Source organism: Leclercia sp. LTM14 (assembly GCF_023736175.1).
In the GTDB taxonomy this organism is placed as follows: domain Bacteria; phylum Pseudomonadota; class Gammaproteobacteria; order Enterobacterales; family Enterobacteriaceae; genus Enterobacter; species Enterobacter barmai.
In genome coordinates, this window is record NZ_JAIKTT010000018.1 from 1 (window position 1) to 15,425 (window position 15,425).

12 protein-coding genes and 1 pseudogene are annotated in these 15,425 nt (G+C 53.5%); 9 read left to right on the forward strand and 4 right to left on the reverse strand.

The genetic code is table 11. The annotated features are described in order from the left end of the window. The 9 genes and pseudogenes from tuf to rpoC all read left to right on the forward strand — a co-directional run. Positions 1-175, forward strand: a pseudogene (gene tuf, locus K5I40_RS23360) (elongation factor Tu); the annotation flags it as partial. 229 nt (positions 176-404) lie between these two features. Then, positions 405-788 carry a preprotein translocase subunit SecE gene (gene secE / locus K5I40_RS23365; protein WP_003862342.1) on the forward strand — a complete coding sequence of 128 codons (384 nt, stop codon included), beginning with the start codon at positions 405-407 and terminating at the stop codon, positions 786-788. A gap of 1 nt (position 789) precedes the next feature. Next, on the forward strand, positions 790-1,335 hold the full coding sequence (nusG, locus tag K5I40_RS23370; protein WP_003862341.1) for a transcription termination/antitermination protein NusG: 546 nt from the start codon (positions 790-792) through the stop codon (positions 1,333-1,335). Between the two features lie 155 nt (positions 1,336-1,490). After that, positions 1,491-1,919: a 50S ribosomal protein L11 gene (rplK, locus tag K5I40_RS23375; RefSeq protein WP_032615878.1), complete on the forward strand. Its 429-nt coding sequence runs from the start codon at positions 1,491-1,493 to the stop codon at positions 1,917-1,919. A 3-nt stretch (positions 1,920-1,922) separates the two neighbouring features. After that, positions 1,923-2,627 (forward strand): 50S ribosomal protein L1, encoded by a 705-nt coding sequence (rplA, locus tag K5I40_RS23380; protein WP_006176745.1) that lies wholly within the window; start codon positions 1,923-1,925, stop codon positions 2,625-2,627. A gap of 291 nt (positions 2,628-2,918) precedes the next feature. Next, the gene (gene rplJ / locus K5I40_RS23385) at positions 2,919-3,416 is read left to right on the forward strand and encodes a 50S ribosomal protein L10 (protein ID WP_001207203.1); all 498 of its coding nucleotides are present in this window, start codon (positions 2,919-2,921) and stop codon (positions 3,414-3,416) included. 66 nt (positions 3,417-3,482) lie between these two features. Then, positions 3,483-3,848, forward strand: a complete 366-nt coding sequence (gene rplL, locus K5I40_RS23390; protein ID WP_039028882.1) for a 50S ribosomal protein L7/L12 — start codon at positions 3,483-3,485, stop codon at positions 3,846-3,848. Positions 3,849-4,166: 318 nt separating this feature from the next. After that, positions 4,167-8,195 carry a DNA-directed RNA polymerase subunit beta gene (rpoB, locus tag K5I40_RS23395; protein ID WP_039028900.1) on the forward strand — a complete coding sequence of 1,343 codons (4,029 nt, stop codon included), beginning with the start codon at positions 4,167-4,169 and terminating at the stop codon, positions 8,193-8,195. Between the two features lie 76 nt (positions 8,196-8,271). Further along, positions 8,272-12,495: a DNA-directed RNA polymerase subunit beta' gene (gene rpoC, locus K5I40_RS23400; protein WP_039028883.1), complete on the forward strand. Its 4,224-nt coding sequence runs from the start codon at positions 8,272-8,274 to the stop codon at positions 12,493-12,495. Positions 12,496-12,604: 109 nt separating this feature from the next. Here the strand turns inward: rpoC and K5I40_RS23405 are convergent, their stop codons facing one another. The 4 genes from K5I40_RS23405 to thiG form a co-directional block, all read right to left on the reverse strand. Then, positions 12,605-12,922, reverse strand: a complete 318-nt coding sequence (locus K5I40_RS23405) for a PTS lactose/cellobiose transporter subunit IIA (RefSeq protein ID WP_039028884.1) — start codon at positions 12,920-12,922, stop codon at positions 12,605-12,607. 3 nt (positions 12,923-12,925) lie between these two features. Continuing rightward, on the reverse strand, positions 12,926-13,231 hold the full coding sequence (locus K5I40_RS23410) for a PTS sugar transporter subunit IIB (RefSeq protein ID WP_039028885.1): 306 nt from the start codon (positions 13,229-13,231) through the stop codon (positions 12,926-12,928). A 292-nt stretch (positions 13,232-13,523) separates the two neighbouring features. Continuing rightward, the gene (gene thiH / locus K5I40_RS23415) at positions 13,524-14,657 is read right to left on the reverse strand and encodes a 2-iminoacetate synthase ThiH (protein ID WP_223075793.1); all 1,134 of its coding nucleotides are present in this window, start codon (positions 14,655-14,657) and stop codon (positions 13,524-13,526) included. Then, positions 14,654-15,424, reverse strand: coding sequence for a thiazole synthase (thiG, locus tag K5I40_RS23420; RefSeq protein ID WP_223075794.1), 771 nt, complete (start codon positions 15,422-15,424; stop codon positions 14,654-14,656). Before thiG ends, thiH begins: the two co-directional genes overlap by 4 nt. Position 15,425: the final 1 nt, after the last annotated feature.

Sequence of the window (15,425 nt, forward strand, 5' to 3'; positions counted from 1 at the left end):
CGTGACCGGTACCATCGAACTGCCAGAAGGCGTTGAGATGGTAATGCCAGGCGACAACATCAAAATGGTTGTTACCCTGATCCACCCAATCGCGATGGATGACGGTCTGCGTTTCGCAATCCGTGAAGGTGGCCGTACCGTTGGCGCGGGCGTGGTTGCTAAAGTTCTCGGCTAATTGCTGATAACATTTGACGCAATGCGCATGAAAAGGGCATCATTTGATGCCCTTTTTGCACGCTTTCACATCAGAACCTGGCTCATCAGTGATTATTTTTGTCATAATCATTGCTGAGACAGGCTCTGCAGAGAGCGTATAATCCGAAAAGCGATTAAGCGTTTCGATTTGGTTTGCCTCGCGCTCGCGGGGTGAAAATGTTTGTAGAATACTTCTGACAGGTTGGTTTATGAGTGCGAATACCGAAGCTCAAGGGAGCGGGCGCGGCCTGGAAGCGATGAAATGGGTAGTGGTAGCCGTATTGTTGATCGTGGCAATCGTTGGCAACTACCTGTATCGCGACATGATGCTGCCGCTACGCGCGCTTGCAGTGGTAATTCTGATTGCTGCAGCGGGTGGTGTCGCGCTGTTGACGACCAAAGGTAAAGCGACCGTCGCTTTTGCCCGCGAAGCGAGAACGGAAGTCCGTAAGGTCATTTGGCCGACTCGCCAGGAAACATTGCACACCACGCTGATCGTAGCTGCGGTTACCGCTGTAATGTCACTGATCCTGTGGGGACTGGATGGTATTCTGGTTCGCCTGGTATCCTTTATCACTGGCCTGAGGTTCTGAGATGTCTGAAGCCCCTAAAAAGCGCTGGTACGTCGTTCAGGCGTTTTCCGGTTTTGAAGGCCGCGTAGCAACGTCGCTGCGTGAGCATATCAAATTACACAACATGGAAGAGTTGTTTGGTGAAGTTATGGTTCCGACCGAAGAAGTGGTCGAGATCCGTGGCGGCCAGCGTCGCAAAAGCGAGCGCAAATTCTTCCCGGGTTACGTGCTTGTTCAGATGGTGATGAACGATGCAAGCTGGCACTTAGTGCGCAGCGTCCCGCGCGTAATGGGCTTTATCGGCGGCACGTCTGACCGTCCGGCGCCAATCAGCGATAAAGAAGTTGATGCGATTATGAACCGCCTGCAGCAGGTTGGTGATAAGCCGCGTCCGAAAACGCTGTTTGAACCGGGTGAAATGGTACGTGTTAATGACGGTCCGTTTGCTGACTTTAACGGCGTGGTTGAAGAAGTGGACTACGAAAAGTCCCGCCTGAAAGTTTCTGTTTCTATCTTCGGTCGTGCGACCCCGGTAGAACTGGACTTTGCCCAGGTAGAAAAAGCCTAAGCAGCCGATCAAAAAAGCGACGATTTAAACGTTGCACAGGGCGCGAGATTGGAATACAATTTCGCGCCTTTTGTTTTTATGGATCGTATCCGTAAAACGAATTTTATCACGGGGAGCCTCCTTGAGGCGCTATAACCCAATCAGAGGATTTTAGAATGGCTAAGAAAGTACAAGCCTACGTCAAGCTGCAGGTTGCAGCTGGTATGGCGAACCCAAGTCCACCAGTTGGTCCAGCTCTGGGTCAGCAGGGTGTGAACATCATGGAATTCTGTAAAGCGTTCAACGCGAAAACCGAATCCCTGGAAAAAGGTCTGCCAATCCCAGTCGTAATCACTGTTTACGCTGACCGTTCTTTCACTTTCGTTACCAAGACCCCGCCGGCAGCAGTTCTGCTGAAAAAAGCGGCTGGTATCAAGTCTGGTTCCGGCAAGCCGAACAAAGACAAAGTTGGTAAAATTTCCCGCGCTCAGCTGCAGGAAATCGCGCAGACCAAAGCTGCCGACATGACTGGTTCCGACGTTGAAGCGATGACTCGCTCCATCGAAGGTACTGCACGTTCCATGGGCCTGGTAGTGGAGGACTAAGAAATGGCTAAACTGACCAAGCGCATGTCCGTGATCCGTGACAAAGTTGATGCGACCAAACAGTACGACATCAACGAAGCTATCGCTCTGCTGAAAGAACTGGCTACCGCTAAGTTCGTTGAAAGCGTTGACGTTGCCGTTAACCTGGGCATCGACGCTCGTAAATCCGATCAGAACGTTCGTGGCGCAACTGTACTGCCACACGGTACTGGCCGTTCCGTTCGCGTAGCTGTATTTGCTCAGGGTGCAAACGCTGAAGCTGCTAAAGCTGCCGGCGCTGAACTGGTAGGTATGGAAGATCTGGCCGATCAGATCAAGAAAGGCGAAATGAACTTTGACGTTGTTATTGCATCTCCAGATGCAATGCGCGTTGTTGGCCAGCTGGGCCAGGTTCTGGGTCCACGCGGCCTGATGCCAAACCCGAAAGTTGGTACTGTAACCCCTAACGTTGCTGAAGCGGTTAAGAACGCTAAAGCAGGTCAGGTTCGTTATCGTAACGACAAAAACGGCATCATCCACACCACCATCGGTAAAGTGGACTTTGACGCTGACAAACTGAAAGAAAACCTGGAATCTCTGCTGGTTGCGCTGAAAAAAGCTAAACCAACTCAGGCGAAAGGCGTGTACATCAAGAAAGTTAGCATCTCCACCACCATGGGTGCAGGTGTTGCAGTTGACCAGGCTGGCCTGAGCGCTGCTGCAAACTAATGCCTTTACGTGGGCGGTGGATTTGTCTACAATCTTACCCCCACGTTTGCTAACAATAGTTAGCGGCTAAAAGATTTGTTCGTTGGAGCCTGGCCTAATCCAGGCCTCCGTCGAAGACCGCAGGTGTTTCGTAAGAGACTTAATCCCCTGCGTAGACGGTGACAGAACGCTAAGATTATTTTTGGATACTCTGGCTTGTTTCTGCTCACCGTATTAAGACGCTCCTCCCGTTGGGAAGAGTGAAGTGAGTTCCGGAACATGAGTTCCGGCAAACATCCAGGAGCAAAGCTAATGGCTTTAAATCTTCAAGACAAACAAGCGATTGTTGCTGAAGTCAGCGAAGTAGCCAAAGGCGCGCTGTCTGCAGTAGTTGCGGATTCCCGTGGCGTTACTGTAGATAAAATGACTGAACTGCGTAAAGCAGGTCGTGAAGCTGGCGTTTACATGCGTGTTGTTCGTAACACCCTGCTGCGCCGCGTAGTTGAAGGTACTCAGTTCGAGTGCCTGAAAGACACGTTTGTTGGTCCAACCTTGATTGCATACTCTATGGAACACCCGGGCGCTGCTGCTCGTCTGTTCAAAGAGTTCGCGAAAGCGAATGCAAAATTCGAGGTTAAAGCTGCAGCCTTTGAAGGTGAGTTGATCCCGGCATCGCAAATCGATCGCCTGGCAACCCTGCCGACCTACGAAGAAGCAATTGCACGCCTGATGGCAACCATGAAAGAAGCTTCGGCTGGCAAACTGGTTCGCACTCTGGCTGCTGTTCGCGATGCGAAAGAAGCTGCTTAATAGCAGTCATCTTTATCAAGTATTCGCTTACGTATAAACTTATTCTGATTTTCAGGAACAATTTAAATGTCTATCACTAAAGATCAAATCATTGAAGCAGTTGCAGCTATGTCCGTAATGGACGTTGTAGAACTGATTTCTGCAATGGAAGAAAAATTCGGTGTTTCTGCTGCTGCTGCTGTAGCTGTAGCTGCTGGCCCGGCTGAAGCTGCTGAAGAAAAAACTGAATTCGACGTAATTCTGAAAGCTGCTGGCGCTAACAAAGTTGCCGTAATCAAAGCAGTACGTGCTGCAACTGGCCTGGGTCTTAAAGAAGCTAAAGACCTGGTAGAATCTGCTCCAGCTGCGCTGAAAGAAGGCGTGAGCAAAGACGACGCAGAAGCACTGAAAAAATCTCTGGAAGAAGCTGGCGCTGAAGTTGAAGTTAAATAAGCCAACCCTTCCGGTTGCAGCCTGAGAAATTAGGCTGATGGCTGGTGACTTTTTAGTCACCAGCCTTTTTGCGCTGTAAGGCGCCAGTAGCGTTTCACACTGTTTGACTGCTGGTTGTCCTGACAATGCTTGTTTCTATCGACGTCTTAATATACTGCGACAGGGTGCTCGCTCTGGGTAAATCGCAATGAAATGGTTTAAGCGTGATAGCAACAGGCATTGCGGAAAGTGTTCGATTTTCCGATCAACAAAATGGTGTTGCACAAACTGTCCGCCAATGGACAGATGGGTCGACTTGTCAGCGAGCTGAGGAACCCTATGGTTTACTCCTATACCGAGAAAAAACGTATTCGTAAGGATTTTGGTAAACGTCCACAAGTTCTGGACATTCCATATCTCCTTTCTATCCAGCTTGACTCGTTCCAGAAGTTTATCGAGCAAGATCCTGAAGGGCAGTACGGCCTGGAAGCAGCCTTCCGTTCCGTGTTCCCGATTAAAAGCTACAGCGGTAATTCCGAGCTGCAATACGTCAGCTACCGCCTTGGCGAACCGGTATTTGACGTTCAGGAATGTCAAATCCGTGGCGTGACCTACTCGGCACCGCTGCGCGTTAAACTGCGTCTGGTGATCTACGAGCGCGAAGCGCCGGAAGGCACCGTTAAAGACATTAAAGAACAAGAAGTCTACATGGGCGAAATCCCGCTCATGACTGACAACGGTACTTTCGTTATCAACGGTACTGAGCGTGTTATCGTTTCCCAGCTGCACCGTAGCCCGGGCGTCTTCTTTGACAGCGATAAAGGTAAAACGCACTCATCCGGTAAAGTACTCTATAACGCGCGTATCATTCCTTACCGTGGTTCCTGGCTGGACTTCGAGTTCGATCCGAAAGACAACCTGTTTGTCCGTATCGACCGTCGTCGTAAACTGCCTGCGACCATCATTCTGCGTGCACTGAACTACACCACTGAGCAGATCCTTGACCTGTTCTTTGAGAAAGTTGTCTTTGAAATTCGCGACAACAAGCTGCAAATGGAGCTGGTGCCAGAGCGTCTGCGTGGTGATACCGCGTCGTTCGACATCGAAGCCGACGGCAAAGTGTATGTGGAAAAAGGCCGCCGTATTACTGCGCGCCACATCCGTCAGCTGGAAAAAGATGAAATCAAACACATCGAAGTTCCGGTTGAATACATTGCTGGCAAAGTTGCAGCAAAAGACTACGTTGATGCATCAACTGGCGAGCTGATCTGCCCGGCTAACATGGAGCTGAGCCTGGATCTGCTGGCTAAGCTGAGCCAGTCTGGCCACAAGCGTATCGAAACGCTGTTCACCAACGATCTGGACCACGGTCCGTACATGTCCGAAACCGTACGTGTCGACCCAACCACCGATCGTCTGAGCGCGCTGGTAGAAATCTACCGCATGATGCGCCCGGGTGAGCCACCAACTCGCGAAGCGGCTGAAAGCCTGTTCGAGAACCTGTTCTTCTCCGAAGACCGCTACGATCTGTCCGCGGTTGGTCGTATGAAGTTCAACCGTTCTCTGCTGCGTGACGCGATCGAAGGTTCCGGTATCCTGAGCAAAGAAGACATCATCGAAGTGATGAAGAAGCTCATCGATATCCGTAACGGTAAAGGCGAAGTGGACGATATCGACCACCTCGGCAACCGTCGTATCCGTTCCGTAGGCGAAATGGCGGAAAACCAGTTCCGCGTTGGCCTGGTACGTGTTGAGCGTGCGGTTAAAGAGCGTCTGTCTCTGGGCGATCTGGATACCCTGATGCCTCAGGATATGATCAACGCCAAGCCGATCTCCGCAGCAGTGAAAGAGTTCTTTGGTTCCAGCCAGCTGTCTCAGTTTATGGACCAGAACAACCCGCTGTCTGAGATCACGCACAAGCGTCGTATCTCTGCACTTGGCCCAGGCGGTCTGACCCGTGAACGCGCAGGCTTCGAAGTACGAGACGTACACCCGACTCACTACGGTCGCGTATGTCCAATCGAAACGCCTGAAGGTCCAAACATCGGTCTGATCAACTCCCTGTCCGTGTACGCACAGACTAACGAATACGGCTTCCTTGAGACCCCGTATCGTAAAGTGACTGACGGTGTTGTAACCGACGAAATTCATTACCTGTCTGCTATCGAAGAAGGTAACTACGTTATCGCCCAGGCGAACACCAACCTGGACGAAGAAGGTCGCTTTGTTGATGACCTCGTTACCTGCCGTAGCAAAGGTGAATCCAGCTTGTTCAGCAACGACCAGGTTGACTACATGGACGTTTCCACCCAGCAGGTGGTTTCCGTCGGTGCGTCCCTGATCCCGTTCCTGGAACACGATGACGCCAACCGTGCATTGATGGGTGCGAACATGCAACGTCAGGCGGTTCCAACTCTGCGCGCTGATAAGCCGCTGGTTGGTACCGGTATGGAACGTGCTGTTGCCGTTGACTCCGGTGTAACTGCAGTTGCTAAACGTGGCGGTACCGTTCAGTACGTGGATGCTTCCCGTATCGTTATCAAAGTTAACGAAGACGAGATGTACCCAGGCGAAGCGGGTATCGACATCTATAACCTGACCAAATACACCCGTTCTAACCAGAACACCTGTATCAACCAGATGCCATGTGTGTCTCTGGGCGAGCCAGTTGAGCGCGGCGACGTGCTGGCAGACGGTCCGTCCACCGACCTCGGTGAACTGGCGCTCGGTCAGAACATGCGCGTAGCGTTCATGCCGTGGAACGGTTACAACTTCGAAGACTCCATTCTTGTCTCCGAGCGTGTGGTTCAGGAAGATCGTTTCACCACTATTCACATCCAGGAACTGGCCTGTGTGTCCCGTGACACCAAGCTGGGGCCAGAAGAGATCACTGCTGACATCCCTAACGTGGGTGAAGCTGCGCTCTCCAAACTGGATGAATCCGGTATCGTTTACATCGGTGCGGAAGTGACCGGCGGCGACATTCTGGTTGGTAAGGTAACGCCGAAAGGTGAAACCCAGCTGACGCCAGAAGAGAAACTGCTGCGCGCGATCTTCGGTGAGAAAGCGTCTGACGTTAAGGACTCTTCTCTGCGCGTACCAAACGGTGTTTCCGGTACGGTTATCGACGTTCAGGTCTTTACTCGCGATGGCGTAGAAAAAGACAAACGTGCGCTGGAAATCGAAGAGATGCAGCTGAAGCAGGCTAAGAAAGACCTGTCTGAAGAGCTGCAGATCCTTGAAGCTGGCCTGTTTGGTCGTATCTACGCGGTGCTGGTTTCCGGTGGTGTTGAAGCTGAGAAGCTCGACAAGCTGCCGCGTGACCGCTGGCTGGAACTGGGCCTGGCCGACGAAGAAAAACAGAATCAGCTGGAACAGCTGGCTGAGCAGTATGACGAACTGAAACACGAGTTCGAGAAAAAACTCGAAGCGAAACGCCGCAAAATCACTCAGGGCGACGATCTGGCACCGGGCGTGCTGAAGATTGTTAAAGTCTATCTGGCCGTTAAACGTCAGATCCAGCCTGGTGATAAGATGGCAGGTCGTCACGGTAACAAGGGTGTTATCTCTAAGATCAACCCGATCGAAGATATGCCGCACGATGCTAACGGTACGCCGGTAGATATCGTACTGAACCCGCTGGGCGTACCGTCTCGTATGAACATTGGTCAGATCCTTGAAACCCACCTGGGTATGGCTGCTAAAGGTATCGGCGACAAGATCAACGCCATGCTGAAACAGCAGCAGGAAGTCGCGAAACTGCGCGAATTCATCCAGCGTGCGTACGATCTGGGCACTGATGTTCGTCAGAAAGTCGACCTGAACACCTTCAGCGATGAAGAAGTGCTGCGTCTGGCAGAGAACCTGAAAAAAGGTATGCCAATCGCAACGCCTGTCTTCGATGGTGCGAAAGAGTCTGAAATCAAGGAACTGTTACAGCTGGGTGGCCTGCCAAGTTCTGGCCAGATCACTCTGTTCGACGGTCGTACCGGTGAGCAATTCGAGCGCCAGGTTACCGTTGGCTACATGTATATGCTGAAACTGAACCACCTGGTTGATGACAAGATGCACGCGCGTTCTACCGGTTCTTACAGCCTGGTTACTCAGCAGCCGCTGGGTGGTAAGGCGCAGTTCGGTGGTCAGCGCTTCGGGGAGATGGAAGTGTGGGCGCTTGAAGCATACGGCGCGGCATACACCCTGCAGGAAATGCTCACCGTTAAGTCTGATGACGTGAACGGTCGTACCAAGATGTATAAAAACATCGTGGACGGCAACCATCAGATGGAACCGGGCATGCCAGAGTCCTTCAACGTACTGTTGAAAGAGATTCGTTCGCTGGGTATCAACATCGAACTGGAAGACGAGTAACTCTCGCTCAAACAGGTCACTGGTGCCGGAGTCATTTCCGGCACCAGATTGTGCTAACTCCGACGGGAGCAAATCCGTGAAAGACTTATTAAAGTTTCTGAAAGCGCAAACTAAAACCGAAGAGTTTGATGCGATCAAAATTGCTCTGGCATCGCCAGACATGATCCGTTCATGGTCTTTCGGTGAAGTTAAAAAGCCGGAAACCATTAACTACCGTACGTTCAAACCTGAGCGTGACGGCCTTTTCTGTGCGCGTATTTTCGGGCCAGTAAAAGATTACGAGTGCCTGTGCGGTAAGTACAAGCGCCTGAAACACCGTGGTGTGATCTGTGAGAAGTGCGGCGTTGAAGTGACCCAGACTAAAGTGCGTCGTGAGCGCATGGGCCACATCGAGCTGGCGTCTCCGACTGCCCACATCTGGTTCCTGAAATCTCTGCCGTCCCGTATCGGTCTGCTGCTGGATATGCCGCTGCGCGATATCGAACGTGTTCTGTACTTCGAATCTTATGTTGTTATCGAAGGCGGGATGACGAACCTGGAACGTAACCAGATTCTGACCGAAGAACAGTATCTGGACGCGCTGGAAGAGTTCGGTGACGAATTCGACGCGAAGATGGGTGCGGAAGCTATCCAGGCCCTGCTGAAAAGCATGGATCTGGAGCAAGAGTGCGAGCAGCTGCGCGAAGAGCTGAACGAAACCAACTCCGAAACCAAGCGTAAAAAGCTGACCAAGCGTATCAAACTGCTGGAAGCGTTCGTTCAGTCTGGTAACAAACCAGAGTGGATGATCCTGACCGTTCTGCCGGTTCTGCCGCCAGATCTGCGTCCGCTGGTTCCACTGGATGGTGGTCGTTTCGCGACTTCTGACCTGAACGATCTCTATCGTCGCGTCATTAACCGTAACAACCGTCTGAAACGTCTGCTGGATCTGGCTGCGCCGGACATCATCGTACGTAACGAAAAACGTATGCTGCAGGAAGCGGTAGATGCCCTGCTGGATAACGGTCGTCGCGGTCGTGCGATCACCGGTTCTAACAAACGTCCTCTGAAATCTTTGGCCGATATGATCAAAGGTAAACAGGGTCGTTTCCGTCAGAACCTGCTCGGTAAACGTGTTGACTACTCCGGTCGTTCTGTAATCACCGTAGGTCCATACCTGCGTCTGCATCAGTGCGGTCTGCCGAAGAAAATGGCACTGGAGCTGTTCAAACCGTTCATCTACGGCAAGCTGGAACTGCGTGGTCTCGCCACCACCATCAAAGCCGCTAAGAAAATGGTTGAGCGTGAAGAAGCTGTCGTTTGGGATATCCTGGACGAAGTTATCCGCGAACACCCGGTACTGTTGAACCGTGCACCAACCCTGCACCGTCTGGGTATTCAGGCCTTTGAGCCAGTCCTGATCGAAGGTAAAGCTATCCAGCTGCACCCGCTGGTTTGTGCGGCATATAACGCCGACTTCGATGGTGACCAGATGGCTGTTCACGTACCGCTGACGCTGGAAGCCCAGCTCGAAGCGCGTGCGCTGATGATGTCTACCAACAACATCCTGTCTCCAGCGAACGGTGAACCAATCATCGTTCCTTCTCAGGACGTTGTACTGGGTCTGTACTACATGACCCGTGACTGTGTTAACGCCAAAGGCGAAGGCATGGTGCTGACTGGCCCGAAAGAAGCTGAGCGTATTTATCGCGCTGGCCTGGCCTCTCTGCATGCGCGCGTTAAAGTGCGTATCACCGAATATGAAAAAGATGAAAACGGCGAATTCGTGGCGAAAACCAGCCTGAAAGACACGACTATTGGCCGTGCCATTCTGTGGATGATCGTACCGAAAGGTCTGCCTTTCTCCATCGTCAACCAGGCGCTGGGCAAGAAAGCTATCTCCAAAATGCTGAACACCTGTTACCGCATTCTGGGCCTGAAGCCGACCGTTATCTTCGCTGACCAGACAATGTACACCGGCTTTGCTTATGCAGCGCGTTCAGGTGCCTCTGTTGGTATCGATGACATGGTCATCCCAGAGAAGAAACACGAGATCATCTCTGAAGCAGAAGCTGAAGTTGCCGAGATCCAGGAGCAGTTCCAGTCTGGTCTGGTAACCGCGGGCGAACGCTATAACAAAGTTATCGATATCTGGGCTGCGGCGAACGATCGTGTATCCAAAGCGATGATGGATAACCTGCAGACCGAAACCGTTATTAACCGTGACGGCGTCGAAGAGCAGCAGGTCTCCTTCAACAGCATCTACATGATGGCCGACTCCGGTGCGCGTGGTTCCGCAGCACAGATTCGTCAGCTGGCAGGTATGCGTGGTCTGATGGCGAAGCCAGATGGCTCCATCATCGAAACGCCAATCACCGCGAACTTCCGTGAAGGTCTGAACGTACTTCAGTACTTCATCTCCACTCACGGTGCGCGTAAAGGTCTGGCGGATACCGCACTGAAAACAGCTAACTCCGGTTATCTGACGCGTCGTCTGGTAGACGTTGCGCAGGATCTGGTTGTTACCGAAGACGATTGTGGCACCCTCGAAGGTATCACCATGACCCCGGTTATCGAGGGTGGTGATGTTAAAGAGCCGCTGCGCGATCGCGTACTGGGTCGTGTGACCGCTGAAGACGTTCTGAAGCCGGGTACTGCAGACATTCTGGTTCCGCGTAACACCCTGCTGAACGAGCAGTGGTGTGATCTGCTGGAAGTGAACTCTGTTGACTCCGTGAAGGTACGTTCCGTTGTATCTTGTGACACCGACTTTGGTGTATGTGCGCACTGCTATGGTCGTGACCTGGCGCGTGGCCACATCATCAACAAAGGTGAAGCAATCGGTGTTATCGCGGCACAGTCCATCGGTGAACCGGGTACACAGCTGACGATGCGTACGTTCCACATCGGTGGTGCGGCATCTCGTGCGGCTGCTGAATCCAGCATCCAGGTGAAAAACAAAGGTAGCATCAAGCTCAGCAACGCGAAGTCGGTTGTGAACTCCAGCGGTAAACTGGTTATCACCTCCCGTAACACCGAGCTGAAGCTGATCGACGAATTCGGCCGTACCAAAGAGAGCTATAAAGTGCCTTACGGCGCCGTAATGGCGAAAGGCGACGGCGAGCAGGTTGCAGGCGGCGAAACCGTAGCAAACTGGGATCCGCACACCATGCCGGTTATCACCGAAGTGGCGGGCTTTATTCGCTTTACCGATATGATCGACGGCCAGACGATTACTCGTCAGACCGACGAACTGACCGGTCTCTCTTCCCTGGTGGTTCTGGATTCTGCAGAACGTACCGCGGGTGGTAAAGATCTGCGTCCAGCACTGAAAATCGTTGATGCTAACGGCAACGACGTTCTGATCCCTGGCACCGATATGCCGGCTCAGTACTTCCTGCCAGGTAAAGCGATTGTTCAGCTGGAAGATGGTATTCAGATCGGTGCGGGTGATGCCCTGGCGCGTATTCCTCAGGAATCCAGCGGTACCAAGGATATTACCGGTGGTCTGCCACGCGTTGCGGACCTGTTCGAAGCACGTCGTCCGAAAGAGCCGGCAATCCTGGCTGAAATCAGCGGTATCATTTCCTTCGGTAAAGAGACCAAAGGGAAGCGCCGTCTGGTGATCACGCCGCTGGATGGCAGCGATCCGTACGAAGAGATGATTCCAAAATGGCGTCAGCTCAACGTGTTTGAAGGTGAACGTGTAGAACGTGGTGACGTGGTTTCCGACGGTCCGGAAGCGCCACACGACATTCTGCGTCTTCGTGGCGTCCACGCGGTAACGCGTTACATCACCAACGAAGTACAGGACGTTTACCGTCTGCAAGGCGTTAAGATCAACGATAAGCACATCGAAGTTATCGTTCGTCAGATGCTGCGTAAAGCCACCATCGTGAATGCCGGTAGCTCCGACTTCCTCGAAGGTGAGCAGGTTGAATACTCTCGCGTTAAGATTGCTAACCGCGATCTGGAAGCGAACGGCAAACTCAGTGCGACCTTCGCACGTGACCTGCTGGGTATCACCAAAGCGTCTCTGGCAACCGAGTCCTTCATCTCCGCGGCATCGTTCCAGGAGACTACTCGTGTGCTTACCGAAGCAGCCGTTGCGGGCAAACGCGACGAACTGCGCGGTCTGAAAGAGAACGTTATCGTGGGTCGTCTGATCCCGGCCGGTACCGGTTATGCGTACCACCAGGATCGTATGCGCCGTCGCGCAGCGGGCGAAATCCCAGCTGCACCGCAGGTTACTGCTGAAGATGCATCTGCCAGCCTGGCAGAGCTGCTGAACGCAGGCCTGGGCGGTTCTGACAACGAGTAATCGTATCGTCAGCCCATAAAAAACCCGCTTCGGCGGTTTTTGGCTTACTGATACGGCTGTTGCCGGGTGGCGCTGCGCTTACCCGACCTACGGTTCGGGTCGGGGCGTTTTAGTTCACCAGCGGCAAGCGGCGATAAAGCTCGATCATATCTCCCGCCAGATCCTGAATCACCATCGCGTTCATCAGGTGATCCTGCGAGTGAACGGTTATCAGGTTTACCGGCAACTTGCCGGTGCCTTCATCAAGACCAATCAGTTTCGTCTGGATAGAGTGCGCCTGCTTAACGAATTCCCGTGACTCTTCCATCGCTTTTTCAGCTTCGGCAAAATCACCTTTACGCGCCATCTGCAGCGCGGTTAATGCTGAGCTACGGGCTGCACCGGCGTTGACCAGCAGCTCCATAATGATCGTTTCTAAATCTTCCACGGGTCACTCCAGCAGTTTGAGGGCTTTTTCCAGTACGGCATCACCTTTCATCATGCCGTAATCCATCATGTCGATAACCGCGACCTTTTTACCCAGCGGTTCGGCCTGAGCCTGAAGATTATTAAGTTCGTATTTGACCTGCGGGCCAAGCAACACAATGTCGGCTGCGGCGATTTCATCTTTAAACTCAGCAACCGGTACGGCTTTAATGGTTACTTCGACCCCTTTTTTCTGCGCGGCGTCTTTCATGCGTTGAACCAGCATGCTGGTGGACATTCCCGCTGCACAGCATAAAACGATGTTCTTCATAGTCAGCCTCAATGTACATGTGTTTATTGATAATTATCCTGCACCGTCCGCTTCGACAACCGCATTACCGCGATTGTGTGTCAGTCATCACAAAGAAACCTGCATTTTCTGAAACCGGTTACAACTGTTACAGCATGGGGAAAGGCAGGGCGAAACGAGGAAGAAGCTTTCCGCCCTGGTCAGCATCCCCTGCTGACGAAATAAGCGTAAAAAAAACGGGCGCGGTATGACAATGGCCCGTTGATAAGGTTACGTGACGCCTCGTAATAACTTCTCTGCGTTACCGCTTTTTTCAGCCATGTTGCGAGGCGCGTCCCAGCCAGCTGTCCCAGTCTTTCCAGACGGGCTGCAATCCCTGATGGCTGAGCGCTGCGGCAACGTCTTCCGGACGGCGGTTGTCGTGCGGCGCAAACTGCTCCAGCTCGGGATGGTCATCGGCATAGCCGCCAGGCTGAGTTTTTGAAAATGCGCTGACGTTGTTGATGGCCAGAGGAATGACGCGATCGCGAAACGCGGGAGATTCCCGGGTCGACAGCGACAGCTCCACCTCCGGGGCCAGCAGGCGAAACGCGCAGATGGTCTGCACCAGCTGGCGTTCATCCATAATCGACGCGGGCTGGATCCCCCCGGCGCAGGGGCGCAGCCGGGGAAAAGAGATCGAGTACCGGCTCTGCCAGTAGTGCTGCTGTAGCCACAGCAGATGCTCCGCTACCATAAAGTTGTCGACCCGCCAGCTGTCAGAAAGCCCGGTCAGCGCCCCGAGGCCGATCTTGTCGATCCCGGCGCGTCCCAGCCGATCCGGGGTCTCCAGCCGCCAGAAGAAGTCCTGCTTTTTACCTTTCAGATGGTGCTGGGCATACACCGCTTCGTGGTAGGTCTCCTGATAGACCAGCACGCCATCCAGCCCCAGCGTTTTCAGCTCGCCATACTCTGCCTCTGAAAGCGGTTGAACTTCCATCTGTAAAGAGGCGAACCGGCGGCGAATGGCTGGCATATGACGGCGAAAATAGTCCATCCCGACTTTAGTCTGATGTTCGCCGGTGACCAGCAACAGATGCTCAAAACCCATCTCGCGGATCGCGGTGCACTCCCGGGCAATCTCGTTTTCATCCAGCGTTTTGCGCTTGATGTGGTTGCTCATTGAGAAGCCGCAGTAGGTGCAGTCGTTGGCGCACAGATTGGAGAGATAGAGCGGGACATAAAAGCTCACCGTGTTGCCAAAGCGCTGGCGGGTAAGGCGCTGCGCCCGCTGCGCCATCTGCTCCAGATAGCCGCTGGCGGCAGGGGAGAGCAGGGCCATCATATCCTCCCGGGTCGGCTGACGGGCGTTTAATGCCCGCTCCACGTCCACAGGCGTTTTTGCGTTGATGCGCAGGCGAATATCGTCCCAGTCGAGCTGGCGCCAGCGATCGGTAAAGGTTTTCATGATAACGCCTCCAGAAACCCGGTTAACGGGCTGGTGGCATGGGCTTCAACGCTCCGGGCGCCGGGACCAGACTGGCGAGCCAATAGGCCAGCCTCTACCGCCAGACGAAACGCCCGCGCCATGGTGACCGGATCGTCCGCGACCGCAATGGCGGTATTAACCAGCACGGCGTCGGCGCCCATTTCCAGCGCCTGAGCGGCATGGCTGGGCACGCCGATCCCGGCATCCACGATCACCGGCACGGTCGCCTGCTGGATGATAATCTCCAGCATCGCCCGGGTTTCCAGCCCCTGATTGGAGCCTATCGGCGCGCCGAGCGGCATCACCGCCGCACAGCCAGCCTCTTCGAGCCGTTTGCACAGTACCGGATCGGCACCACAGTAGGGCAACACCGTGAACCCTTCTTTGACCAGCATCTCCGCCGCTTTCAGCGTCTCGATGGGATCGGGCAGCAGCCAGCGGGCATCGGGATGGATCTCCAGCTTGAGCCAGTGCGTGCCCAGCGCCTCGCGCGCCAGCCGGGCAGCGAACACCGCCTCTTCCGCAGTTTTGGCCCCGGAGGTGTTGGGCAGCAGGCTCACGCCCGCGTCCAGCAGCGGCGCCAGGATAGCGTCGTTGTGATTACGCAGATCGACCCGCTTCATCGCCAGCGTCACCAGCTGGCTGCCGCTCTCACGGATCGCGTCCACCATCAGCTGCGGCGAAGCAAACTTGCCGGTACCGGTAAACAGATGTGAATCAAAGGTTTTATCAGCAATACGTAACATC